23 protein-coding genes are annotated in these 24,367 nt (G+C 55.0%); 5 read left to right on the forward strand and 18 right to left on the reverse strand.

Annotation, left to right across the window (positions count from 1 at the left end):
• Positions 1-45 precede the first annotated feature (45 nt).
• The 18 genes from F506_RS01230 to rfaH form a co-directional block, all read right to left on the reverse strand.
• Complete coding sequence (locus F506_RS01230) at positions 46-1,533, reverse strand: hypothetical protein (protein WP_053194977.1); 1,488 nt, start codon at positions 1,531-1,533, stop codon at positions 46-48.
• Positions 1,534-1,542: 9 nt separating this feature from the next.
• A complete protein-coding gene (locus tag F506_RS01235; RefSeq protein WP_053194978.1) occupies positions 1,543-3,426 on the reverse strand; it encodes an N-acetylneuraminate synthase family protein in 1,884 nt (627 codons plus the stop codon).
• A 10-nt stretch (positions 3,427-3,436) separates the two neighbouring features.
• Positions 3,437-4,444: an NAD-dependent epimerase/dehydratase family protein gene (locus tag F506_RS01240; protein ID WP_053194979.1), complete on the reverse strand. Its 1,008-nt coding sequence runs from the start codon at positions 4,442-4,444 to the stop codon at positions 3,437-3,439.
• Positions 4,441-5,142, reverse strand: a complete 702-nt coding sequence (locus F506_RS01245) for an acylneuraminate cytidylyltransferase family protein (RefSeq protein ID WP_053194980.1) — start codon at positions 5,140-5,142, stop codon at positions 4,441-4,443. The genes F506_RS01240 and F506_RS01245 overlap by 4 nt, the downstream gene beginning before the upstream one ends.
• Positions 5,139-6,665, reverse strand: coding sequence for a putative sugar O-methyltransferase (locus F506_RS01250; protein ID WP_053194981.1), 1,527 nt, complete (start codon positions 6,663-6,665; stop codon positions 5,139-5,141). Before F506_RS01250 ends, F506_RS01245 begins: the two co-directional genes overlap by 4 nt.
• Positions 6,662-7,507 carry a phytanoyl-CoA dioxygenase family protein gene (locus F506_RS01255; protein ID WP_083457509.1) on the reverse strand — a complete coding sequence of 282 codons (846 nt, stop codon included), beginning with the start codon at positions 7,505-7,507 and terminating at the stop codon, positions 6,662-6,664. Before F506_RS01255 ends, F506_RS01250 begins: the two co-directional genes overlap by 4 nt.
• 9 nt (positions 7,508-7,516) lie before the next feature.
• A complete protein-coding gene (locus F506_RS01260; RefSeq protein ID WP_083457511.1) occupies positions 7,517-8,305 on the reverse strand; it encodes a class I SAM-dependent methyltransferase in 789 nt (262 codons plus the stop codon).
• A 60-nt stretch (positions 8,306-8,365) separates the two neighbouring features.
• The gene (locus F506_RS01265) at positions 8,366-9,298 is read right to left on the reverse strand and encodes an FkbM family methyltransferase (protein ID WP_083457513.1); all 933 of its coding nucleotides are present in this window, start codon (positions 9,296-9,298) and stop codon (positions 8,366-8,368) included.
• An 85-nt stretch (positions 9,299-9,383) separates the two neighbouring features.
• The gene (locus F506_RS01270; protein WP_144423967.1) at positions 9,384-10,520 is read right to left on the reverse strand and encodes a glycosyltransferase; all 1,137 of its coding nucleotides are present in this window, start codon (positions 10,518-10,520) and stop codon (positions 9,384-9,386) included.
• A 49-nt stretch (positions 10,521-10,569) separates the two neighbouring features.
• The gene (locus F506_RS01275; RefSeq protein WP_053194986.1) at positions 10,570-11,193 is read right to left on the reverse strand and encodes a class I SAM-dependent methyltransferase; all 624 of its coding nucleotides are present in this window, start codon (positions 11,191-11,193) and stop codon (positions 10,570-10,572) included.
• 138 nt (positions 11,194-11,331) lie between these two features.
• Entirely contained in the window at positions 11,332-12,624 is a 1,293-nt protein-coding gene (locus tag F506_RS01280) for an ABC transporter ATP-binding protein (protein WP_053194987.1), read from the reverse strand.
• 2 nt (positions 12,625-12,626) lie between these two features.
• Positions 12,627-13,478 (reverse strand): ABC transporter permease, encoded by an 852-nt coding sequence (locus tag F506_RS01285; RefSeq protein ID WP_053194988.1) that lies wholly within the window; start codon positions 13,476-13,478, stop codon positions 12,627-12,629.
• Entirely contained in the window at positions 13,475-14,584 is a 1,110-nt protein-coding gene (locus F506_RS01290; protein WP_235471322.1) for a DegT/DnrJ/EryC1/StrS family aminotransferase, read from the reverse strand. Before F506_RS01290 ends, F506_RS01285 begins: the two co-directional genes overlap by 4 nt.
• Complete coding sequence (locus tag F506_RS01295) at positions 14,577-14,945, reverse strand: sugar 3,4-ketoisomerase (protein WP_053194989.1); 369 nt, start codon at positions 14,943-14,945, stop codon at positions 14,577-14,579. Before F506_RS01295 ends, F506_RS01290 begins: the two co-directional genes overlap by 8 nt.
• A gap of 5 nt (positions 14,946-14,950) precedes the next feature.
• Positions 14,951-16,045, reverse strand: a complete 1,095-nt coding sequence (gene gmd / locus F506_RS01300; protein WP_053194990.1) for a GDP-mannose 4,6-dehydratase — start codon at positions 16,043-16,045, stop codon at positions 14,951-14,953.
• A gap of 18 nt (positions 16,046-16,063) precedes the next feature.
• Positions 16,064-17,041 (reverse strand): GDP-L-fucose synthase, encoded by a 978-nt coding sequence (gene fcl, locus F506_RS01305; RefSeq protein ID WP_053194991.1) that lies wholly within the window; start codon positions 17,039-17,041, stop codon positions 16,064-16,066.
• A gap of 101 nt (positions 17,042-17,142) precedes the next feature.
• Positions 17,143-17,499 carry a MarR family EPS-associated transcriptional regulator gene (locus F506_RS01310; RefSeq protein ID WP_053201123.1) on the reverse strand — a complete coding sequence of 119 codons (357 nt, stop codon included), beginning with the start codon at positions 17,497-17,499 and terminating at the stop codon, positions 17,143-17,145.
• Between the two features lie 231 nt (positions 17,500-17,730).
• Positions 17,731-18,444 carry a transcription/translation regulatory transformer protein RfaH gene (gene rfaH / locus F506_RS01315; protein WP_235471328.1) on the reverse strand — a complete coding sequence of 238 codons (714 nt, stop codon included), beginning with the start codon at positions 18,442-18,444 and terminating at the stop codon, positions 17,731-17,733.
• A 146-nt stretch (positions 18,445-18,590) separates the two neighbouring features.
• Here rfaH and F506_RS01320 point away from each other — a divergent pair, with 146 nt between their 5' ends.
• The 5 genes from F506_RS01320 to waaA all read left to right on the forward strand — a co-directional run bounded on the left by F506_RS01320 (position 18,591) and on the right by waaA (position 24,363).
• Positions 18,591-19,685, forward strand: a complete 1,095-nt coding sequence (locus F506_RS01320; protein WP_053194992.1) for a glycosyltransferase family 4 protein — start codon at positions 18,591-18,593, stop codon at positions 19,683-19,685.
• Between the two features lie 70 nt (positions 19,686-19,755).
• Positions 19,756-21,132, forward strand: coding sequence for a phosphomannomutase/phosphoglucomutase (locus F506_RS01325; RefSeq protein ID WP_053194993.1), 1,377 nt, complete (start codon positions 19,756-19,758; stop codon positions 21,130-21,132).
• 45 nt (positions 21,133-21,177) lie between these two features.
• Entirely contained in the window at positions 21,178-22,173 is a 996-nt protein-coding gene (gene waaC, locus F506_RS01330; protein ID WP_053194994.1) for a lipopolysaccharide heptosyltransferase I, read from the forward strand.
• Positions 22,174-22,213: 40 nt separating this feature from the next.
• Positions 22,214-23,083, forward strand: a complete 870-nt coding sequence (locus F506_RS01335; protein ID WP_053194995.1) for a Kdo hydroxylase family protein — start codon at positions 22,214-22,216, stop codon at positions 23,081-23,083.
• Positions 23,083-24,363: a lipid IV(A) 3-deoxy-D-manno-octulosonic acid transferase gene (waaA, locus tag F506_RS01340; protein ID WP_053194996.1), complete on the forward strand. Its 1,281-nt coding sequence runs from the start codon at positions 23,083-23,085 to the stop codon at positions 24,361-24,363. The genes F506_RS01335 and waaA overlap by 1 nt, the downstream gene beginning before the upstream one ends.
• Positions 24,364-24,367: the final 4 nt, after the last annotated feature.

Raw genomic sequence — 24,367 nt, forward strand, 5'->3', positions numbered from 1 at the left:
ATATCTGCCAGGCGTTATTTTTCGTGGTCTGCACCGGAGCGTCGCCTATGTTTTGATATGAGACAGCAGCCTGTCGGCGATTTCCTGCGCAGCGTCACCGTCTTTGAAAAAATCCTGTGCAATTTGCGTCAGGTTCTTGCGAATCTCCGACAAGCGGACAGAGTTTGTGGCAACCTCGTCAATTACCTGACGCGCGGCACTGATGGTCGATACTTCAATCGCGGCTCCCACGGACGCCACATCGGGCGCATATCGTGGCATGGAGCCAATGCTGCAAATAAGCGAGGGCACATGCAAGGCCATTGCTTCCAGCAGTACAGTGGAAAAGACGCTGACAACCAGCTCCGATCTGCGAATCAGATCTGGCAGCAGTTCCTTGCCGGGTATCGAAAAACAAACATTGTGCAACGCGTTCAGTTGTTGCCGGGTATCCTCCGGAAGGCGGTACCCTGGATGTTCCCGAACAGTAAAGTTGATGGCCGGATGCGCTTTCGCGACCGCGACAATGAGGCCCACAAATGCATCAAATGCTTTGACGCCCAGCAAGGCGCAAGGCGCTTGCAGAAAAAAACTGAATACACGTGCCTGTGCCAAGTCAACGTGCTGTCGCGCACCTTGTTGCAGCGCATGGCTGCCAGTGGTGAGAAAGCGTTGGTCGGGGTTGAAAGGGGTCAACAATTCCGCGAAGCGTTTTCCCCAGACGAACATTTCGGTATAGCGCATGTTGCGAAAGCCGTTGTGTACGTATGGCGACCATCCCTGTTGCACGCAGTAACACGGAATACCGAGCAAACGGCAAGCTTCAGCGGTAATGACATCTTTGGGAGCATTGCCCTCGACCACCAATACTGCAGCGGGGCGTGCGGCGCGCAATGCCGCCAGCACGTGGTCGGCCTCATGCATCAGCTGCACGAAGTCAGCGAGCGCCGGAGATGAAAAAACGCCATGCAACGAGGATACTTCCTCCGACCACGCAAATACGCGATGACCGTTTTGTGTCAGCGTCCTCGCCAATTGGGCGTCATTGCAGGTCAGGTAAGCATAGTGGTCTTGACCAAGTCGCTGTGTGACCGGATGTAGATATGTTGCAAATTTGGCGTTACCGACATGGATCAGGATGTTGCCGATTGGCGCTGTAGTAGTTGGGCCAACGGCGGCAGTCGCGTGTCGGCGGCTACGAAGCCAGCCATATGCCCGTTGAGCCATCTTGTAGAGCAACGACTGCCTTGCTTCTGCCGCAACCATGGCGTGGGCGCCGGGAAAAAACGCCGCAATATCGGCTTCCAACGGCGTCAAGAGCCCCATGGCAGCCGATGTTGCCGGACGTCCTTGTCGCTCGAGGTACACATGGAATAGCGATGGCGAATTGATGGCTTGTATGTACAGGCGACGCTCAATGGCATAACGCAGCTCCATGCCGCGATACCTGAATGCAGCGGCACGGCGTCCGGCAGCCGCGCCCGTGTAGCGCTCTATCGCACTGCAAAGATCCTGCGTGTAATCAAAGCCGTCGTTACCGAAATCAATGCTCATTGCAAACCGTCAGAGCATGTGGGAGTGGCCGTATTTTTCGAGGCAGCACAGGGCATGATGGGTGCCGGCGCCGTGATTGATGTGGCCGCTCCAGATTTCAGGAACCCAGCTGAATTTGAGTTTTTCAAGATGGTGGAACAAGGCGTCAAAATCGAGTTCACCTTCGCCGATCTGGACGCCTTCGCCATCAATGCCGTGGGCGTCGGAAATGTGGACGTGGCGAATATATGGCAATACGATTTTTGCGTATTCGACCAGGCTGATACCGGCGTACTTGCAATACAACTGGGCGTGGCAGATGTCAAACGTCATTCCGAGCGAGAGCGATTTGCAGAACGACGCCATGTCTTCAGGACGCATATAACCGTATTGATGCCATTGGCCACCCAGGTACCATGGCCGCGGCGGCAGGTTTTCCGGAAGCAATTCGACACCGTCAAGATTGACGTCGCGCAGAATCTTCTCAGCTTTCGCCGTCAATGTGGCGCAATCGTGATTGCCGTCCAGCAGGCTCATGCCCCCAACGTGCAGAACGATCTTCGGCTTGGCGGTTTGCTTGAAGCCGGGGGCAAGTTCACGGGTCCGGACGATAGTGCGCTCCAGGATATCGACTGACTTGTGAATCACTTCCGCGCTGTCTGAGCACAGGTCGAACAGGTCGCGACCGATGATTTCCGGCGCATGGATAATCAGTTCCGAGTGTGGGCTGTGTGCCGAGATGGGATCGATCACATCTCGGTCGGAACAGTGAAATTCGATGACAGGTGTTTCCAGCTGTTTGTAAATTTCGAAATCATGGAAACGGCATTTGACGCCCCAATCTTTCGAGAAAGTGAACTGGGGCCAGTCCGATACCGAATGCGATTTTTCGAAATCGAGTTCTGTGATGTATTCGGTCGCGAGCTTGGCGCGCATCAGTTTCTTGCCAAGAAAATCTGTCAGGCGGTCAGGTGTAATGCCTTTGCCCGGGCTCATGAATTTCAGATCTTCCAACTTGAGGACTTCACCTTCAGGCAGGTCGCGTTTGGCAACCAGCGATTTGGCGAATACTTCGCGATTCAGATGTTCCGCCTGGGTGATAAATTTCTTGTCTTCGCCCAGCATGGTGCGAGTCAGATGGAGTTGCTGCACCAGGTCGCGGAACTGTTCGGGCGTCAGCGATGCCTTGTGATCCGGGCCAAGTTGATGGATATCGCGCGTGATGTGTTTTTCGATGATGGTCGCACCGAGCCCGTGAGCGAGCAATGACGCCTGCACGCCCAGTTCATGTCCCGAGTAACCGATCATCGGTGCCAGCGATGCAAGCGTATTGAGGTAACGCAGGTTGAGCGATTCCGGCGGAGCAGGATAAGTCGACTGGCACAGCAGCATCGCATAGCGATTGGAAAAATTGTCGGCGATGAACTTGGCCGATTTGCGGATCACCGCGTCATCCCACATCCCGGTACTGAAGATCGCAGGACATTTCAGCTTGTTCAAAGTATGCGAAATCAGCGGCCAGTTGGTCAGATCGGCTGAAGAAAACTTGACCGCATCGAGTTCCAGCGTCGCGACGAAATCGGCGGAAAGCTGGTCGAACGGCGTCACGATGAAATCAATGTCGAGCCTGCGGGCTTCTGCGCGCAATATCCTAAAATTGTCCTCGCTCAGCTCCAGCACTTGCAATTGTGGAATCAGATACTGGAACGACCATTCTGCGCTGTTTGGATCGTTCAGTAACGATTCCACATAAATCTCCGACAAGTTTCTTTTCTGAAATTTGACTGCGTCCACGCCAGCGCGGGCGGCTTCGTTCATGAGATACAGGGCTTCGTCAAGCAAGCCGTTGTGGTTGATACCGATTTCGGCGATGACGTACAAACCGTCATTTTTGAGAGATGCAAAGCGTGACATATAACCTCGATTAAATTTTTGCTGATGCCGATGGGACAGAGCCGGCGGCAGTGGAATAGTTCGCGATCATCTGCGCGAGCAGTTCGCGCATCTGTACTCTGGGCTGCCACCCCAAGTGTTTTAGTTTGCCGGGATCGCCGCAAATGATTTCTTGCACCTTGTCGTTTTCGCGGAGCAACTGCGAGTTGACTTCAACTTCGATTCTTATGTTGGCGATGTCGGCGGCCATGACGATCAGGTCAGCGATCTTGTGGGCATGGCCGGAGCAGACGTTATAGATATTTCCGGGCGCGCCGGTGAGCATGAGCGCGCGATACGCCTCACATACATCTTCGACCGCCAGGAAATCGCGGCGTACGGCGGTATTTCCAGCAATGATGCGGTGCACGGCGTCGCTAGTATTGGATTTTTTGGCTTGAGCAACCTGCAGACAAATTGACGGTAGCACGAAACGAGAATCTTGTCCGATACCGGTGACATTGAATTGCCGGACGTGGATTACTGGCAGGCCATGATGGGCATGGTAATGCAGCCCCAGCTGGCGCAAGGTCAGTTTGAGATGGCCGTAATGATCGCGCGGTCTGGCTGGATGCAGTTCATCCACCGGCGCATCGTCAAATTCACCATATTCAGACGCCGAACCGACCATCAGAATTTTTCCGGCCAGCGGCGTTGGCAAGCGCGAGACCGCATCCATGACTTGCAAGGCGCCGCCAAGATGTTGTTGCATGGCGAGGTCGAGGTCGCGATTGATATCGGGAACAAAGGAGGAGCCCAGCGCCACTACGATATCAGTTGCCGCCGATGCCGCAATCAGTTCGGCGAGCGCCGCCACTGTGGACGGCAGAGCATGACTTGTCAAATTTGCGAGCGTCGGATTCTGATAATTCCGATAGACAACCTCGACCGGCCAGCCCCATTCGACGGCTGCCGTTCTTGCCAGCTTGGCCGCGATGAAGCCGCTTCCGATGACAAGCAGTTTGCGTCCTGCCGACGCTGGTATTGCTGCTGTACTCATCGTTGCGCTTCCTTGTGACGCTCCTGGAGTAATATTTCTGCCAGCTTCAGATCAAGTGGCGTATCGATATCGACGGCGGCGTCTTCGTCCATCTTGTAGAGCGCAATTTTTCCTGAGAGGCGGTTGCTGGTGGCGAGGAGCGCTTGTGGGCGGAATACATAAATCGAACCGTTCTCTGCATATTGCGGTTGCATGTCCTGACGGCGCGGACGATGATGGAAATCGTAATTGATCGACCGCGCTTCGCCCTCAGTCTCCGTCCAGAGAAAACGGTGGCTAGGAGAAACCGACAACAATGAATCGGCTCCGCTGGACAAGAGTGTTTCAATAGCGCGGTCGATGTCGTCAGGATGACGCAGCGGTGAGGTGCATTGTAAGAAGACCAGCAGATCGGGAAGTGAGCCGTTTTGTGTCTGCATAATTTCAACGGCATGTATCAGCGCCGATTCGGAGGTTGCTGTATCGCCGCTGATGACGGCGGGCCGCACGATTACCGCTGCACCGGCGTCGCGACTGGTTGCCGCAATACGCTCATCGTCGGTCGTGACCACTGTGGACGTCACCCGGGATGAGCGCAGCGCCTGTTCGATCGTGTGGACAATCAACGGCTTGCCCGCGAGCGGGTGGATGTTTTTCCCGGGGATGCCTTTGGAGCCGCCGCGTGCCGGGATGATGGCGACGATGGATGGAGTGCTCATTGTGTCGCCTTCGTTGATATGTCTGCATTGGCTCCAACGAGTCGTCGCCATACCCGGCGCAGCGTCGCGCCGGATTCTGCGGGCGTGATGACCGGACAGTCGAGGACGCGTGCGATATGGTTTTGCAGTCTGGATACATCGCCGGTCGCCAGGATCGCCGCGATCTCACTACGCAGCCCGCCAGCGGCAGCGCCGATTTCTACGAGTATCTTTTCGGCACTGGCATCGACGTTGCGATCGAGAGACGCCAGCAGCACACGGGCTCTGGTCGCCGCGAAATCTTGCAATCCTGCTGACAAGCTGCGTGCGAGATGATGCCGTGCGACGTCCATGTGACCTTGCGCATACCAGTAATTGCCGGCCAGGAAATTGGTGATGACATCCTCCTCCTGCAGCAACTGTGTCAGCACCGCCTGTCGTTGTGTTTCGTCGGCGGCATAGAGAAATTCTCGCATGAGCAGCAGACGGCCGTGCTCTGCCGCCAGTCCGGCCGTGGTCATCTCGGTGATATCTGTGTCCAGGCCGAGCTGTATCAGTTCTCCCAGCGCATCGATGGCGACGGCGGTGCTCGTCTTGACCGCACCTTCCTTGCGGATGAAGACGGTTTCGTAAGGGATGGTATTGAAATAACTCGCGGGCACTTTGCGGAATGGAGCAACGTGAGCCAGTTCCAGGCCGTCATGCAAATAATCGGATGGGCGCAGAATGCCGGCCTTATCGTGTGCATTGAACGACAGCAACAAGCCTCCCGGTGCAAGCGTCCGTGCGGCCCAGCGGAAATATTCGTCGACCGTTTCACGATCCATTTCCTGGAAGCTCATCGTGTTGATGATCAGATCGTAGGGGCCGGAGAGACGATCAATCGCGGGTGGCAAGGCGAAATTAAGGCTACCGGTTTCTGGCGCAGCGGTACCGTCGGCAATGCACTCGACAAATCCGGCACGGCGCTCAGGCAACGTAGTGGCCAGGTAAGTGCTTGAGAGGCAAAGATTTTCAGGCAGATCGACGATAGTGTAGCTGGCGACGTCACATACTTGATGCAACTGGCTGGCGCATGCGCCCCAGCCCGCACCGATTTCGCAAATACGCAATGGCCCCGGGGCACGTCCGTATTGTGCGACCAGTTGGCTGACGCGCCATGCGGTTCCTGCATTCAATACATAACTGGAGCTCAGGATTGCGTTGCCGCATGCATATACCAGTGGTGCACCCAGCACGGGCTCGCGTAGCCGTTCGATGAACTCGACGGGAGTAAACAACAGCATGCTCTTGCTGATGTCCTCAAACTCGCGCTGTTTCTGTTCGGATGTGGCGGGACCCGTGTCGCCGATACCATAGAGAAAATTACCGCGGCGAAATGATAAAAAATCACGCACATCCGGGAAGTTGCTCCGGTCAGCAAAATGTTCGCCCCAAAAGGCAGAGACGCGGGCTGCCGGGTGTTGCGCGCAGGCGGCCAGATTCCTGGCGATGTAGGCGTGGAATCCGTCCAGCGTACGGCTTATTTGGTCACTGAATATCATGCTCGAGGTAACACATCAAATTTTTCATACATGCTCTGATCGATCGAATCCGTCGGGAAATAGTAGTTGGTCAGTGCGTAGCGGGTGCCGGCCTGGATCGGCTTGCCGCGATGAATCGCACTGGTATCGACCAATATCAGCGTACCGGCGCGCGCAGTAAATGTTTTCAATCGCGCCGGTTCCTGTGCCAGCAGACGCGCGATCTGGGTTTCTTCCATGCGGTACTGCATGTATTTCAGATCGGCGGTTTTCATATCTACCAACACACGTTTGCTGCGCTGGGAATCACTGAGAAACTGGAACGGGCCGTTTTCCATGCTCACTTCCGAGAGATAGAGAATCGCCTTGAATTGACGCAAGAATGCGTCGCGATGCCAACCTTCTCCCGAGCCGCTGTTGCCGGGTGTGGTCGGCATGCGAGCCGCAAGCGTAAAGGCAGTCTCGGTCGCCTTATGGTTGTAGGCGCTGGCAATGGCCAACAGACGCGCATCCTGAGCGAAGTCGTCAATCAGTGCCGAGGCGTTGTTGGCACCGTACACGCGGACGTCTGCCTTAGCGTTACCGTTGACGTAGCGCGGATATTCAGTGATCACGCGATCGATCTCGGCACGCGCATCGGCACATTTTTCGGCAGACCAAAAATCAGGCACGATGCAAATACCGTTTCTCTCGACCTCGGCCAGATATTCTGCACCATAAGCCAGTGAAGGCGGTGTCGGGGCACGCCGGAGCCATGCTTGAAAGCTCTTGTAGTCGGCATGGGTCACCCAGCGCGGCAGTAAACCGGGCCGTCCGCTATGCCTGACGTGTTTGCGTGCTACCGAGACTAAGCGATCAAACATTGCTGATCCTCATATTGCCGATGTGGAGTCGGCGAGTTTACGAACGACGCAGACGGCAAACCAAGTTTCACGCCAGGCACCGAAGTTGTCGATTGGTACTATGTCGTTTTCGAGACCGGCTCCTTGCCAGTCATTGCGGCGGCCGCAGATGTCATAACCGCTTTCCAGTACTTCGAATCGCCCCACAGAGGTGAACAGTGACTCCAAGCCTTTGTGTGTATAGCGGAAATAATCGCCCGGAGACTCGTGGTAACGCAGCGAAAACGGCACGATCGTGATGACAATGCCACCGGGTTTGAGCAACTGGTTCAGATTGGCGATGGCAATCCAGGGACGTTCGAAGTGTTCGAATACGTTATTGCTGTAGATGACATCGAACTTGCTGCGAAAAGCGGGATGACTGTCGACATAATCAGGGGCGCAAGCATCACCGGAGAGCACTCGTTCGTCTGAAGCCGGGTGCAGGTCCATGCCGTAATAGTTGTACTTCGCACGGAAGGCGGCCATGTTGCTATCGTAAAAAGACTTGTCGAACACTAGATTTTTTTGCATGCCGAGCAAATAGCTTAATTCTCCGTCCCGAGCACCGACATCCAGGAAATTCAGATTTTCACCAGGATGGGCAAAGACATAACGGCGTGACACTTCTTCTTTGATCAGATCTGTCCTGTAGCCGACAGTTGTCGTCTCGAAATTACCGAGTCTCCTTTCGCGATCCACAATAATCCGAAATTTCGGACGTAGTAAGGTGAAAAGCCGGGTAAGGATATAAACAAGTTTTTCTGAAGATCTAGACATTGATTGTGTTTGGCACTATATCCGCCGCTAAATAATTGTTCATATATCGTTCTTATTGTTTCAATGAAGTTGTGGCCACAGCGGAGAATTCTTTCTCACTAATCGTTTGAATTTCGATGCGATTTTTCGCTGCCACGAAGTTTCCCATTGGTTGTTGGCAACCAATACGTCGATTGCTTGCTTGACAATCAGCGTGTCAGCGAATTTGGATTTTTCTAGGCTGAGCGCCGCGTAGTCGCGGAATCCGAACAACTCGCACAATCCTGCAAACTTCAGGAGTGTTTCGAGGTTGTCAAAATCATGTAAATCCACTCGCTTGACGAACAGTAGGTCGAAGCCAATCATTCTTGCTTTTGCATTGACGGATTTAATTGTTTTGGGGCCATATCTCCACGCCGCCGCGACATTCAGATCAAACAGTTCATAGCCGAGTTCATGCATCAAACGCATTACGTCATGTGTTAACGGTGCCCCCTTGTAGACTTCAGTACACCAAGTTTCGGCAAGCACCAACGGTTGATTTTTGGTCAGAATTTTTCGAGCCCCTTGCAATATTTCGTATTCGGATCCTTGTGTATCAAGCTTGATAAAATCAGGTGCATCGGCCTCACTTAGTACATCGTCCAAGGCGACGCACTGTACTTCTATTTCAGCTTTGGGCTTACGGCCGGTCCAATGGCGCTCCAAATAAGTACGATTGGGCGCTTCATTGGGCGGATACATCGATGACGTCGATTCCCACTCATAGAGATAAAAATTCTTGGTTGCCTCAGATCCCCATAGTGCATGAGGGTAGTAAACACGTCCGGGATACAACTGGCTTAAGCGTGCACATTCTTTGGGGTCCGGTTCAAAGCCGATGACTTTCAGAGAGTCATCCTGAAACAGTGACCAAGGAGCATAGATGTCTCCTCTTGCCCCGACGTCCAAATAATTGACAATCAAACCTGTTTCAGCTGCGAGCTGAGAAAAAATTAATTTGTGCTCGTGCACGCCTAACGCTCCTGTGTGTTGTGATGATCTTCCAAGCCCATGATTCCTGCCAACGCTCGAAGACTAATGTCTGCCTGTTTATCAGTCAGAATTTGGATATAAAACTCCGCAGACGTTCTAGGAGGCCTAGTTCGCTTTTCTTAATGTTCATTGCACGTTCTGGATCTTCACTTTGCAGTGCGTGTTGCGCCTCTGTAGGATTGTTCGAAATCCATTCAATCAGATCAATCAATTTGACGTTAAGACTATTGGGCCCTTCTGAGTCAACGTGATGTCGGCCTAATCTGATACTCAGGTTTTTTCTAGAGAGATTTTCCAGGTCATAAGGAAGGCCACGATCCATCGCAATTTTTTGCAGATAGCTATTGAGTGTATCGGTCGATTTGGTTTCTATGAAAAAACGCTCCATCAATGCTGTATCCCATTGGGCAGATGATTGATCTCGTAATGCCCGTACTATCTGTGTCGGAAAATCCGCATATTGCTTCGCCTCGTAGAAATAAGGCGTTTTTCTCGCTTCCGGCGGGAGAAGACCCGCTACGCAATTCATCGCCACGACCGGAATGCCGCTTGCCCAAGCATAGCCCGCGACGCGGCAGCGTCGTTCGTCATCAGCAGTGTGAACGAAGAGTTTGGAGGAACGGTAAAAATGCGCCAACGTATCCAGATCAAAAGGAAATGGGTACCGGTAGTCGATGGTCAGCAGATTGAACAAATCGCGTTCGGCCCCGATAAACATCGTGTCATACACTTCGCGAATGTTATAAAAAACAGTATTCTGATTTTTAGCATCGTAAGACGGAACCGGGCAGATGAAAAGCACACGGCATTTATGCCCCGCATCATACAAATCACGAATGCACTGAAAGAACTCAGGAATGCGTTTGAATTGAACTGCACGGGCCACATACAAGATGTCCCAAAACTTCTCCGTGGTGCGAGGCTTGAATGTTTCAGGAACAAAATTGCAGGCATCCATCGGAACCAAGGGAACAGTGGTTCCGTTAATTTCCCGAAGATCGTCCTCGCCTGCCATGCTGAAATCAAACAACGGGTCATAGCGAAAGTTATGATCGTGCCAGTTGTGATGCAGCCCGATAAGCCATTTTCTCTTCATGCCCTCGATGGCGGAGCGCAGTGCCGGATCATTCGCAATCTGGGAATCGCGCTCTGGAGTGGTAATGCTGATTACACCAACCGAATTTTCGGTCGGCAGTTTCAATATGCAAGCCATGGTGATTTACTGGTAACGGATTCTGCGAAAGAACGGACTAGAACAGCAGTACATGTACTTGGTCCTTGGTGGCGTCACGATAGATGTCGACTTGCTTGCAATCCAGTTTGGCCAGCACCATTCGATAATAATCGCGTGACATTTTGCGGCGCAGGAAGGGGACTTGTTGCTCATTGCCGACATCCATCCATTTCAACTCGGTCGTATCGGTTTCAAATTCCGGCGGTTCATAGAAACGGATGACGACGATATCTGAAAGCCGCTTTGCAGCGGCAAGCGATTCTTCCGGGGAACTCAATAATTCGACAACATGCGAATAAAGCGCGATGTCGTATCGCCCCTGAATCAGTCCCAATGTGTTCACATCGTCCTTGATGAAGTTTGCATTTGGAAGGACGCGCCGGCCTACATCCAGCAACACATCTGAAAAATCGACACCCGTATAAACACAGTCGAAATTTTTCTCTATGAAAAACTCACCAATTTGAGCATTGCCGCAACCAAGATCAATGACGCTCGGCTTGGCGACAGAGGCGGTGTACTGCTTCAGCACATCCACCAGCAAGGCCTTGGATGAAACCGAGGGATGGCCGTATGTTTTCAGGTATTGCTCGGCTATGTCCGGTGAGAATGCGTTCCAAGAGTTGCTCAGGTTACTCATTTAATCATTCTCCACAAGAAAAACAGGGGGCGCAACGCCAGTTGACGCAAACGTATCGTGCGGATAACTCGTCTTTGCCGCGCCGTCTTGCACTCCTGAAAATTGCGGAACAAGTCGGGTGATATCGGAGTTTGTGATTCACTTGGTAGTGGCATGTGAAGCCTCAGTGATCATGTCAGTGACCCATTTTCCCGGAGAGATGAGCAAACCGGGGCGTTCTCGGCGATAACTTCTGGATTGCGTATTGACGGACCACTCTTCAACATCAAATGCGAGGATATGCTCCAAGTTCTGCAGAAGTACCTCTGGTGTGCCAAGAGATGCAGAGGCCGAGTAGCTACCGGCCTTGAGCGTCATGCCCGGAATACGATACGTCGCTGTATAGAGACCTGGAGGGCGCATTGGTAGTTCAATGTCTTCGTCGGTGTCGAACGAATGCAACAGATCCACCATATTGCGGGATATTGTCAGCGTCAACTGCAGTGCAGCAGTGCTTTCACGGATCCGGTAAGTTACTTCGAAGATAACGTCATCGGCCATGTCGAACGCGTTGGTATTGGCGCCGTCCGTGTTACAGATGCGCACACCAACGATGGAACTTGGCTTACGTTCGTCATCTTCGAACTGCAGCCCGGATTCTTGCTCGTTGAGCGTCAGGCGTGCATATTGTTCGACCACCTGTGGCACCCCGCCCTGCGAGACTAGCTTGCCCTTGTGCAGCAATGCTGCCGAGGTGCATAGTTCGCTGATGGCGCCCATGTTGTGACTGACGAACAGGATGGTGCGTCCTTCATTGGCGACCGATTCCATTTTTCCCATGCATTTTTTCTGGAAGCCGGCGTCGCCGACGGCCAGCACTTCGTCGACGATCAGGACGTCGGACTCAAGATGTGCGGCCACCGAGAACGCCAGGCGTACGTACATGCCTGAGGAGTAGCGCTTGACCGGTGTGTCGAGGAAGCGTTCTACCTCCGCGAATTCGACGATGGCGTCGAACTTGCGGCGGATCTCGGTTTTGCTCATGCCCAGAATGGCGCCGTTCAGGAAAATGTTTTCGCGGCCAGTCAGCTCCGGGTGAAAGCCGGTTCCGACTTCCAGCAGACTGGCGACGCGCCCGTTGAGGTGTACGCGACCGCGGCTAGGTTCGGTGATGCGCGAGAGGATCTTCAGTAACGTGGATTTGCCGGCGCCGTTGCGGCCGATGATGCCGATCCGTTCGCCTTGCTTGATTTCAAGAGAGACGTCATCGAGTGCCCAGAACTCTTCATGGGCAGGATCTCCGGCATCGTAGCCGCCCAAGGGGTGGCGGATATTCTGGATGAGCTTTTTCGCGCCGTTGGCAATTACGTCGCGCAGTGCGACGTAATTACCGCCTTGTTCGTGGTTCAGTACATATTTCTTGCTGAGATTTTCAATCTTGATAGCTGGCATGATCAGATGACGTCCGCAAAAGTTTTTTCGGTTTTACGGAAATACATGATTCCGGTAAACAGCAGCGCAGTGATGAACAGCACCGAGATGATGAACCCCTGCCAATATATTTGAGACGCACCGCCGATCACGGCCCAGCGGAAGCCATCGATGACGGCAACCATCGGGTTGAGCGAATAAACCAAACGCCAGCGCTCCGGGACGATGTCGCTGCTGAAGCCGACGGGGGAGACATAGAGTCCGAATTGCACGACGAAAGGAACGATGTAGCGAAAATCCCGAAACTTCGTGTTCAGTGCGGCAAACCACAATCCTGCGCCCAGCGAGGTCGCGAGGGCCAACAATATGAATAGGGGCAGCGCGAGCATACGCCAGCTTGGATAGATGCCGTGCCACAGCATAACCAGCAGCAGCAGCACGAATGTGATCGCGAAATCTACAAGGCTGACGATGATGGCGCTGGCAGGCACTATCAATCTGGGAAAGTACACTTTGGATATCATGCCGGCGTTGCTGAGCAGTGAGTTGCTGCTATCGGAAAGTGAATTGGCAAAAAATTGCCAGGGCAGCAGTGCAGCAAAGACCAGTACCGGATAGGGCACACCGTTTGATGGCAAATTGGCCAGTTTGCCGAAGATGACGGTGAATACGACCATCGTTAGCAAAGGACGAATTAGCCCCCATGCGACGCCGATAACCGTCTGTTTGTAACGCACCAGGATGTCGCGCCAAGCAAGAAACGTCAACAATTCGCGGAATTTCCAGAGATCGCGCCAGTAGTGCGCATCCGCGCGGCCGGCTTCGATCGTCAGCAATTCCATGTTGGACGAGAGTTTACTTTTGTTATCGATCATTTTGTCTTTGTAAATCCGCTAATGACATCGCAAACACGTTGTATGTCGTCAGCGGTATGTCCGTTCGAAATCGGCAGACTCAGCTCCGTTGCATGCTGTTCTTCTGCAATCGGATAGTTGCCTGACAGGATGCCCGCCATGGCTTCCTGCCGATGTGGTGGAATGGGATAGTGCACTTCGGTCTTTACGCCATTGTCCAGCAGGTACTGCCGCAGGGCGTCACGCTCGGGATGGCGGATGCCATAGATGTGGAACACATCGAATTCATCTTCGCGACGGCGTGGTTTAATAACCCAGTCAGGCAGATGCTGATCGTAGATGTCTGCCAGCGCTCGTTTGTGCGCGGTCATGGCGTCAAGGTGTTGAAGCTTCACGCGCAACAACGCCGCCTGTAGTTCATCGAGACGAGAATTGACGCCAGGATATTTGTTGACGTATTTCTGTTTCGAGCCGTAATTGCGCAGGTGGCGCAATCTGTCGGCCAGCGCATCGTCATCTGTCGTGATCGCACCGGCATCGCCGACGGCGCCGAGATTTTTGGTTGGATAGAAACTGAAGCAGCCGGCATTGCCGAAAGTACCGCTCATTTTTCCATTCAGTTTGGCACCGTGCGATTGGGCGCAATCTTCGATGAGCTTCAAACCGTGCTCTTTCGCGAATGCCGCAATTGCATCCATCCGACAGATCTTGCCGAACATGTGTGTCACACAGATCGCACGCGTCTTCTTGGTCATGGCGCCCGGTAACAGGGCCGGGTCCATGTTGAATGTGGCCAATTCTGCTTCGACTAGCACCGGCTGGTGGCCCGCGCGCAGAATTGCGAGGATGGTGGCTATGTAGGTATTGGCCGCGACCAGAATGTCGCTGCCCTTGGGCAGGTCCAAGGCTTCGATAGAGAGGATCAGTGCATCCAGACCATTGGCAACGCCGATGCAGTGTTTGGCGCCGATGTAGGTGCCAAACTCGGCTTCAAAAGCGCTGACTTCCTTGCCTAATACATACCAACCCGAGCGGATTACACGTACGGCTGCTGCTTCCAACTCCGTCATGAAGGCGGCATTGGACTGTCCCAGGCTTTCATATTCAATCATCTTCGGATCATTCATAAGGTGTATCGATGTATTCGCTGCGGTCGTAGCTGTGCGATGACATGACCAGCAGTATTGAACCCGGGCCAAACGTCATGGTGTGCCAGTCTTTTGGCTCGACAAGCAAACATTGGCCGGGATGATTCAGCTCTATGGTTTCCCTGGTAATGCCATCATTCATGAAAATCGAGATGTTGCCGTTGATGGCGATCAATGCCTGGCGCGTATGCGTATGACGATGTCCGCCGCGCGTCTGGCCGTCTGCACCATAAATCCAGTAGGTACGGACCACTTTGAACGGCAAGGCATCTTCCATGACAGTCAGCGACCCACGGGGTTCATTGAAAGTGGGAAGATTCAGTAGCGAGAAGTGGGCCATGTCGCTTACTCCTTGTAGTTCATCGTTTTGTAGCCGTGCTTTTTGACCAGCTCGTCGCGTTCGGCTGCCCTCAGGTCTTCGCGGACCATCTCGCAGACCAGCTCGTTGAAAGTTGTGCGCGGTGTCCAGCCCAATTTTTCTTTCGCTTTGGTCGGGTCGCCGAGCAGCGTTTCAACTTCGGTTGGGCGAAAATAGCGAGGATCGACAGCGACACGGCAGACGCCCTTTTCGTCGTAGGCTTTTTCTTCGACGCCCTGGCCTTCCCAGCGTAGCGTGATGCCCAATTCCTCAGCTGCTGCATTGACGAAATCTCGTACGCTGAATTGCACGCCGGTGGCGATGACGAAGTCTTCCGGCTTGTCTTGTTGCAGCATCAGCCATTGCATTTCAACGTAGTCGCGTGCATGGCCCCAGTCGCGTTTGGCATCCATGTTGCCGAGGTACAGGCATTCTTGCAGGTTCAGTTTGATGCGGGCCAGTGCGCGGGTGATCTTGCGAGTGACAAATGTTTCGCCGCGGATCGGAGATTCATGGTTGAACAGAATGCCGTTGCACGCGTAAATGCCATAGGCTTCGCGATAGTTGACGACGATCCAGTAACCGTACAGTTTGGCGACGGCGTAAGGGCTGCGGGGATAGAACGGCGTGGTTTCCTTCTGCGGAATTTCTTGTACCAGACCATACAGTTCCGAGGTGCTGGCCTGGTAGAAACGCGTCTTCTTTTCCAGTCCCAAGATACGGATTGCTTCGAGTAGGCGCAACACGCCCAGGCCGTCTGAGTTGGCGGTGTATTCGGGTTCTTCGAAGCTGACCGCGACGTGGCTTTGTGCGGCCAGATTGTAGACTTCATCAGGTTGCGTCTGTTGCAGAATGCGTACCAGTGAAGACGAGTCAGTCATGTCGCCGTGATGCAGGAAAAAACGCACATCTTTTTCATGACGGTCACGATAAAGGTGGTCAATCCGGTCGGTATTGAACAGGCTGGTGCGGCGTTTGATGCCGTGCACGATGTAGCCTTTGTTCAACAGAAATTCGGCGAGATAGGCGCCGTCTTGACCAGTGATGCCTGTAATGAGTGCGACTTTTGGTGGGGTTGTCATGATTGCTGATTACCTTTGTTATGTACGTGCTGATTCGTTTTTTAGAAAGTCCTGATAGGCGGATGCCAGTCCAGTCGCCAACTCCACCTTGGCATGCCATCCCAGCGCGTTGAGCCGGGCGCTGTCCATGAGTTTGCGCGGAGCGCCATCGGGCTTGCTCGAATCAAATTCAATCGTGCCTTCGTAGCCGACAGTTTTACCGATGGTTTCGGCGAGCTCGCGAATGGTAATGTCGCTGCCGTATCCGACATTGATATGGCTGAGCATTGGCTGGGTGTGCTGGTCATACGTCGCTTTGTCGAGCGCCATCACATGTACGCTCGCCAGAGCCATATCGTCGACGAACAGGAATTCGCGTTTGGGTGTGCCCGTGCCCCAGATATAAACCCGCGGGCTGCGATTGACTTTGGCTTCGTGGAAGCGGCGAATGAGAGCCGGAATGACGTGCGAATTCTCCGGGTGATAGTTGTCTCCCGGACCATACAGATTCGTCGGCATGACGCTGCGATAGTCGATGCCGTGGCTGACGTGGTATTGGCGGTTGTAGCTTTCACACAGCTTAATACCGGCAATCTTGGCTAGTGCATAAGGCTCGTTGGTCGCTTCGAGTGTGCCGGTGAGCAAAGCATCTTCGCGCATCGGTTGATCAGCCAGTTTGGGGTAGATGCAACTGGAGCCAAGGAACAGCAGATTTTTGACACCGTTACGAAATGCGGCTTCAATAATATTGGCCTCCATCATCAGGTTCTGATAGATGAATTCAGCAGGGTAAGTATTGTTCGCATAGATGCCGCCGACTTTGGCGGCGGCAAGATAAACCTGATCCGGCCGCTCTTGTTCGAAGAAGGCTCGCACAGCTGCCTGCTCGGTCAGGTCGAGTTCTGCATGCGTCCGCGTGACGATGTTTTCATGTCCTTGTCGCTGCAAGGTGCGGACGATCGCCGATCCCACCATTCCTCGGTGGCCGGCAACGTAGATTTTAGGGGACGAAGGCATAAAATTTCGCAGGGATAAATTTTCAGGTTCGGTTTGTTTTGCTGGCAGGCAGAATCACAAATGGACAGCTGTAGCTTGCCGGAAATATATTGCTCTGGCGGTCAAGGCGACGATTGCGATTCGTCGGGTAATTCGGCCTGAAGCGCTTCGATTTCTTTGCGCAACTGTTCGTATTCTTCCATCTTGCGCTTTAAAAAACGCGCAGTCAGAAGTGATTTTTCGGCAATGCCGGATGGCGTAAGCAAATAGGCGTAGCCCAGTTTATGGCCGCTTTGGCTGAAATTCTGCATTTTGACCCAGCCCTTTTCCATGAGGGCCTGAAAACAGAAGTTGATGCTGCCGAGGCTGATATCCATTTCCTTCGCCAGCGTACGCTGGCTTAGATCAGGTTCCTCCTGCAAGCGTCGAAGTACCTGGAACTGCAGATCTTCCTGAAACTCGGCCCGTCGGTTCGTCATGAAATTCATTCAGCAAATAAAGCGTTTTGGCAGGCTACCGCCATGCTGTGTCACGATCAGCAAGCGCGGCGGCAACATAAAACATGTTTCCTCTTGTAAAGATCGTCTTGATCCTGTTCATTAGGCGAACGGATTGTGCCATAGACACAGCATTCCGAGGGGTATTTCTAATGCGGAACGCTATAGTTTCGAGATATATGGCGCTTGGACGATGCTATCGGGATCGTCAATTCAACTGATCTTGCGCAAGTTGGTTTTTGGCAACTTCATTTGTACGGGTCTGCTCAATACTTCGATCAAGACCATGGCTCTGCTCTCACCGTCGGCCATTTCATATATTCCCTCGATGCCACTGAAGACGCCTTCGGCGACCAATACTTTTTCACCGGGAGTAAATAGCGGCGCGGGATGATGGCTGCTGTTTTCCAAGGACTGCAGTAAATCAATCAAATGGTCGCTGACTACTGCGGCTTCTGCACCGAATGCGACCAGCCTGCTCACACCTTTGGTGGACCGTATGGGACTCCAGCTTTTGCCTGAGCTTGCTTGGTCCAAGTGGATGAAAAGATAGCGTGGAAACAGTGGCTCTTTCGCCACATGACGTCGGTTGTGAGAAAGTTTTTCCTTGAAAATAATTGGCAAATAACAAACATAACCCTGTCGCTCAAGATTTTCCTGAGCGAGTTTTTCCTGTTTTGGTTTGGTATAGATGAGATACCAACGCATCATTATCTCGAATAAAATTAGGCAATTCATTTTACAGATGTAGTTGTGACGCAACAACGCTGCGGTCGCCCAACTCACAGCCCCATTCGTTTGAAAATAACCGGTTGTCAAAAATGCAATATCCCGGCATCCTGCCACTGACAAGGATTTTGCGGGATGCAACCTTATCTTGTGTCGGTTAATATGCGGCGTGAAACCAGCTGCATCAGGCAGTGCCATAAATATTACCCACTTCGCGAGATTCGCCGAGCAGACGATTCAGATCGTTGTTTGCAAAGGCAAGGCTATAATCTCGCCTTCACTGAGAAGGCGGTTTTCCCCAAGCAAATCAGGCTACGCTCAGGTTCAAATCACGCTTCCGCTCCATGTCATCTTTTCTTATTAGTTTCGTCATTTCGGCGATCCTGACGTTGTTGGTCATCCGGCACGCCCATTTTTATGGCAGGGGACTGGACGTCGATCTGGGGGGAGTACAAAAAGTACATTCCCACGCAGTGCCCCGCATCGGCGGCCTGTGTATTTTTGTCACCGTCATCATCGCCAGCGGCATTACGGTGTTTCGCTCGCGCGAATTGGGTAGCCCTATTGGCTTGTTGCTGCTATGTTCATCGGTGGCTTTTCTAGGCGGGATTCTTGAAGATTTCACACGCAGGGTGAGTCCGACGCGCCGTTTGGGGCTGACGATGATCGCTGCGGCGCTGGGATATTTTCTGTTGGGCGCCAAAATTCAGCATATCCATTTGATTTCCGGCGAGTGGTGGTTAGGCTCGATCTGGCTTGCCTTGCCATTGACGATTTTTGCAGTAGCCGGTATCGCCCACGCGGTTAATATTATCGACGGCTTCAATGGCCTGGCCAGTGTGGTGACGATCTGCATGCTGTTGTCCCTCGGTTATGTAGCACTGCAAGTTAACGACAGTTTTGTGTTAATCATCGCGTTGATGGTGGCCGGAGCGACGGCAGGTTTTTTCATCTGGAATTTCCCGGCGGGAATGATTTTTCTGGGAGATGGTGGCGCTTATTTTCTTGGTTTTGTGCTCGGTGAGTTATCTATTTTGCTGGTGATGCGTAACCCGGAAGTTTCCACGTGGTATGCGCTGCTGCTGCTGATTTACCCGGTGTTTGAAACCTTGTTCTCGGCTTACCGGCGGGTTTTCTTGCGGGGCAAATCTCCCGGTATGCCCGACGGCATTCACCTGCACAGCTTGATTTTTCGTCGCGTCGTAGTGTGGGCCGTTGGACGAGAAGACGCCCGCGCGCTTACTCGCCGCAATTCGATGACGTCGCCTTACCTATGGTTGTTGTCTTTGCTGGCTGTGTTGCCCGCGACCTTGTTTTGGCGGCACACATGGGTATTGATGCTGTTCTCGTTGAGCTTCGTCGCAACGTATCTTTGGTTGTATGTGCGCATCGTCCGTTTCCGCGCGCCGCGCTGGATGATTCTCGGCAAGAAAAAATAATCCGTCGTTGGTAGCGCGTAAGCGGGGGCATATCTCCCGCTTTTCAATTTTGTGAATTGCAGGGTCAATCATGACAAACGTATCTCCCTCCATCTTCAAAGCCTACGACATCCGCGGTATCGTAGGCCACACCCTCAACGCCGAGGTGGCAAAACAAATCGGCCAAGCCTTCGGCAGCGCAGCCTTGGCCAAGGGCCAGACCGCAGTCGTTATCGGCCGCGACGGCCGGTTGTCGGGGCCTGAATTGTCAGCGGCGCTGGCCGCGGGTCTGCAGGCATCCGGCGTTGACGTCATCGACCTCGGCGTGGTCGCCACGCCCATGGTGTATTTCGGCACGCACGTGCTCGGTACGCAATCCGGCGTGATGGTCACCGGTAGCCACAATCCGCCCGACTACAACGGTTTCAAGATGGTGCTGGCCGGCGAAGCGATCCATGGCGAGACCATCCAGGCGCTGTACCAGGCCATCGTGAAGAACAGCTTCGCCACCGGTGCCGGCAGCTATCGCACCCATGACATCCGCAAGCAATACATCGACCGCATCGTCGGCGACGCCAAACTGGCGCGGCCGATGAAAATTGCCGTCGATTGCGGCAACGGCGTGGCCGGCGCCTTTGCCGGTGAACTGTATCGTGCGCTCGGCTGCGAAGTGACCGAGCTGTTCTGTGAAGTCGACGGCACCTTTCCCAATCATCATCCCGACCCGGCCCATCCGGAAAATCTGCAGGACCTGATCCGCTGCCTGCAAGAGACCGATAACGAAATCGGCCTGGCCTTCGACGGCGACGGCGACCGCCTCGGCGTGGTGACCAAGGATGGGCAGATCATTTATCCGGACCGGCAACTGATGCTGTTCGCCGCCGATGTGCTGACGCGGCATCCGGGCCGTGAAATCCTCTACGACGTCAAATGTACGCGCCACCTGGCGCCGTGGATCAGCGCACGCGGCGGACAACCGCTGATGTGGAAGACCGGCCATTCGCTGGTCAAGGCCAAGCTGCGCGAAACCGGTGCGCCGCTGGGCGGCGAGATGAGCGGGCACGTGTTCTTCAAGGATCGCTGGTATGGCTTCGACGACGGCCTGTACGCCGGCGCGCGCTTGCTGGAGCTGCTCAGCCGCGAAGCCGATCCGTCGGCGCTGCTGAATGCCCTGCCGCAATCGATCAGCACGCCCGAATTGCAACTGAAGCTGCAGGAGGGCGAGAACTTCGCCCTGATCGGGAAATTGCAAAACGACGCAACATTCCCCGGCGCCGAACAGATCATCACGATTGACGGTCTGCGCATCGAATACGCCGACGGCTTCGGCCTGATGCGCTCCTCCAACACCACGCCGGTGGTAGTGCTGCGTTTCGAGGCCGAGACGGAGCAGGCGCTGGCGCGCATCCAGGACGAGTTCCGGCGCGTGATTCTGGCGGCCCGGCCGGATGTAGCCTTGCCCTTTTGAAAGGGGTAAGATGCTGGCCCACAGACAAATAATAGTGGGTTAGCCTTGAACATCCTGATCGTCCGCGTTTCGTCCCTAGGCGACGTGGTGCACAACATGCCCATGGTCGCCGATATCCGGCGCCATTATCCGGATGCCAATATCGACTGGGTGGTGGAAGAGGCCTATGCCAGCCTGATCCGGCTCAATCCCCATGTCCGCAATATTATCCCGATCGCCCTGCGGCGCTGGCGCAAGAGTCTCGGTTCGGCTGCCACGCGCGCTGAAATCGCCGGCTTCTATCGCCGGCTGCGCCATGAAGCTTATGACCTCGTCTTCGATACGCAGGGCTTGCTCAAGACCAGCGTGGTGATGCGCATGGCGCGTCTGGCCCCCGGCGGCAAGCGTGTCGGGCTGGCCAACGCCACCGAAGGCTCGGGTTACGAGCCGCTTTCCAGGGTTTTCCATACACTGAGCGTGCCGGTCGGCCTGCGTACGCATGCAGTCATGCGGGCGCGCACGGTGGCTGCAGTCGCGCTCGGCTACACGCCTGACGATGCGGCCGATTTTGCCTTGGGCATACCGATGCCGGACACGGCTCCGGCCTGGCTGCCGCCGCATCCTTACGCGGTGTTCTTCCACGGCACCGCGCGCGCCGCCAAGCAATGGGCGCCGGAGCACTGGGTTGCCGTGGCGCAGGCGCTGCATGCGCGCAATTTGCCGGTCTTGCTGCCATGGGGCAATCCCCAGGAAAAACTGGCCGCTGAACGCCTCGCGGCGTTGATGTCGCAAGCGACGGTCCTGCCTGCGCTGCCGCTGATGGAGGCGGTCACGCTGGTGCGCCGCGCCGCACTGGTGGTTGGACTCGATACCGGCCTCACGCATATTGCCGCCGCTTATTGCCGGCCTACCGTGGAACTTTACTGCGACTCCCCGCGCTGGAAAACCGAAGGAAACTGGTCGCCTTTCGTCGCCAATCTGGGCGATACCGGCCATCCTCCTGATGTAGCGCAAGTACTGCTCGCCATCGATGGGGTATTGTCCGCCCAGGCTGCCGCATAACGCGGCAGTGGCGCACGGAACAACGAGGCATAATATCGACATGGAATCGCAAATTATCGAAATCGGCGTCACCGACTGGCAGGTGACCGAACCGAATCCCGCATGGATCGCCGGCCTGGAAGGTGGCAAGGTGTTGTACTTCCCGCAACTGCCGTTCGAATTGTTGCCGGAAGAAAAAACCTTGCTGAAGCCGGAAATCCGCGACCCCAAGGTCCGCAACATCAGCCTGGACGCTGCCGGCCATCTGAAAGGCGCGGTCGGCGACACTGCCACGCAACTCGCGCTGGCGCTGATGATCGGGCGTTTCCGCGAACAAGCGCAGTCGCTGGTCTATTCGCTGCTGCCGAAATACAAAGGCGCATTGCGCCTGGCGCCGACCAGCTATCGTCCGACCCAAGTCGAGACGCGCGCGCAATCCTGGCGTGCCGATGACCGCCGCCTGCACGTTGACGCTTTTCCGTCGCGGCCGAATTACGGCGAGCGCATCCTGCGCGTGTTCAGCAATATCAACCCCGACGGCGTGCCGCGCGTGTGGCGTGTCGGCGAGCCGTTTGAAACCGTGGCGCGCAAATTCGTGCCGCGCGCCAAGCCTTATGTCGCGTGGCAGGCCAAGGCGCTCAAAGCGCTGCACGTGACCAAATCCCTGCGCAGCGAATACGATCACCTGATGCTGCAATTGCATGACGGCATGAAGGGCGACATGGCCTATCAGGAAAGCGCCGGCCAGGTCACCATGCCGTTCGCGGCCGGCTCGGTGTGGGTGTGCTTCTCGGACCAGGCGTCGCATGCCGTGATGTCCGGCCAGTACATGCTGGAGCAGACCCTGCACCTGCCCGCCGAAAAGCAATATGACCCCACCGCCAGTCCGCTCGCCATCCTGAGCAAGCTCACCGGACGCCAGCTGGTCTGATGCGCCTGCTTTATTCCGCGCTGTGGTGGATTGGCCTGCCGTTCGTGTTGCTGCGCCTGTGGCGCCGCGGCCGCAAGGAGCCGGGCTACCGGCAGCACATCGGCGAGCGCCTGGGGTTCTATGGTCACGCTGCACGCCAGTCCGCGCAGCCGCTGATCTGGGTGCACGCGGTCTCTGTCGGCGAGACGCGCGCGGCACAGCCCCTGATCGAAGCCTTGCTCCGAACCTATCCGCAACATGCGATCCTGCTCACGCACATGACCGCCACCGGTCGCGCAACCGGCCGGCAGTTGTTCGAGGCGCAGGAGCGCGTGATCCAGAGTTACCTCCCCTACGATACCGGCTGGATGTGCGCGCGTTTCCTGCGCCATTTCAAACCACGGATCTGCATCCTGATGGAAACCGAAGTCTGGCCGAACATGGTGCGCCAATGCGTCCGCCATGGCGTGCCGGTCGTGCTGGCCAATGCACGCCTGTCAGCCCGTTCGCTGCGTCGCGGCCAGCGGTTCGGCGCCATCCTGCTGGAGGCCGCCGCCGGCATCGACTGCGTCGGTGCGCAGTCCGAACAAGATGCCGAGCGCTTGCGCCTGTTCGGCGCGCGCCAGGTGCATGTGACCGGCAGCATCAAGTTCGATGTTGAAGCGCCGGCTGAGATGGTTGCACTGGGTCGGCAATGGCGGGTGCAGTTCGGCGAACGTCCGGTGCTGCTGTGCGCCAGCACGCGCGAAGGCGAGGAGGCGCTGGTCCTCGACGCATTGGCCAAGGTCGCGGATCGCAATTTTCTCACCGTGATCGTGCCGCGCCATCCTCAGCGTTTCGATGAAGTCGCAGCGATGGTTTCAGCGCGCGGGTTCGCCATGCAACGGCGCTCGCTGCTCGGTGCCGCCACGGTGGCTGCGGATACGGCCGTCATCCTGGGTGATTCAATGGGCGAAATGGCGGCTTACTACGCGGCCTGCGAAACGGCTTTCATCGGTGGCAGCCTGCTGCCGCTGGGCGGACAAAACCTGATCGAAGCCTGTGCCCTGGGTATCCCGGTGCTGATCGGCGAGCACACTTTCAATTTCCAGATGATCAGCGATGATGCCGTCTTCGCCGGTGCCGCGTTGCGCGTCAACAGCGCGGCGGAGATGTTGCTGCAAGCGCAGTCGCTGTTCGCCGATGGCGAACGCCGCACGTCGATGGCGCTGCATGCGCGGGAATTCGCGCGTCGGCATCAGGGCGCTACTGAACGCACCATGGCGATGTTGAATGGGATGCTGAAACAGGAAGACGTCTGACGGG

The sequence above is a fragment of the Herbaspirillum hiltneri N3 genome (genome assembly GCF_001267925.1).
In the GTDB taxonomy this organism is placed as follows: Bacteria; Pseudomonadota; Gammaproteobacteria; order Burkholderiales; family Burkholderiaceae_D; genus Herbaspirillum; species Herbaspirillum hiltneri.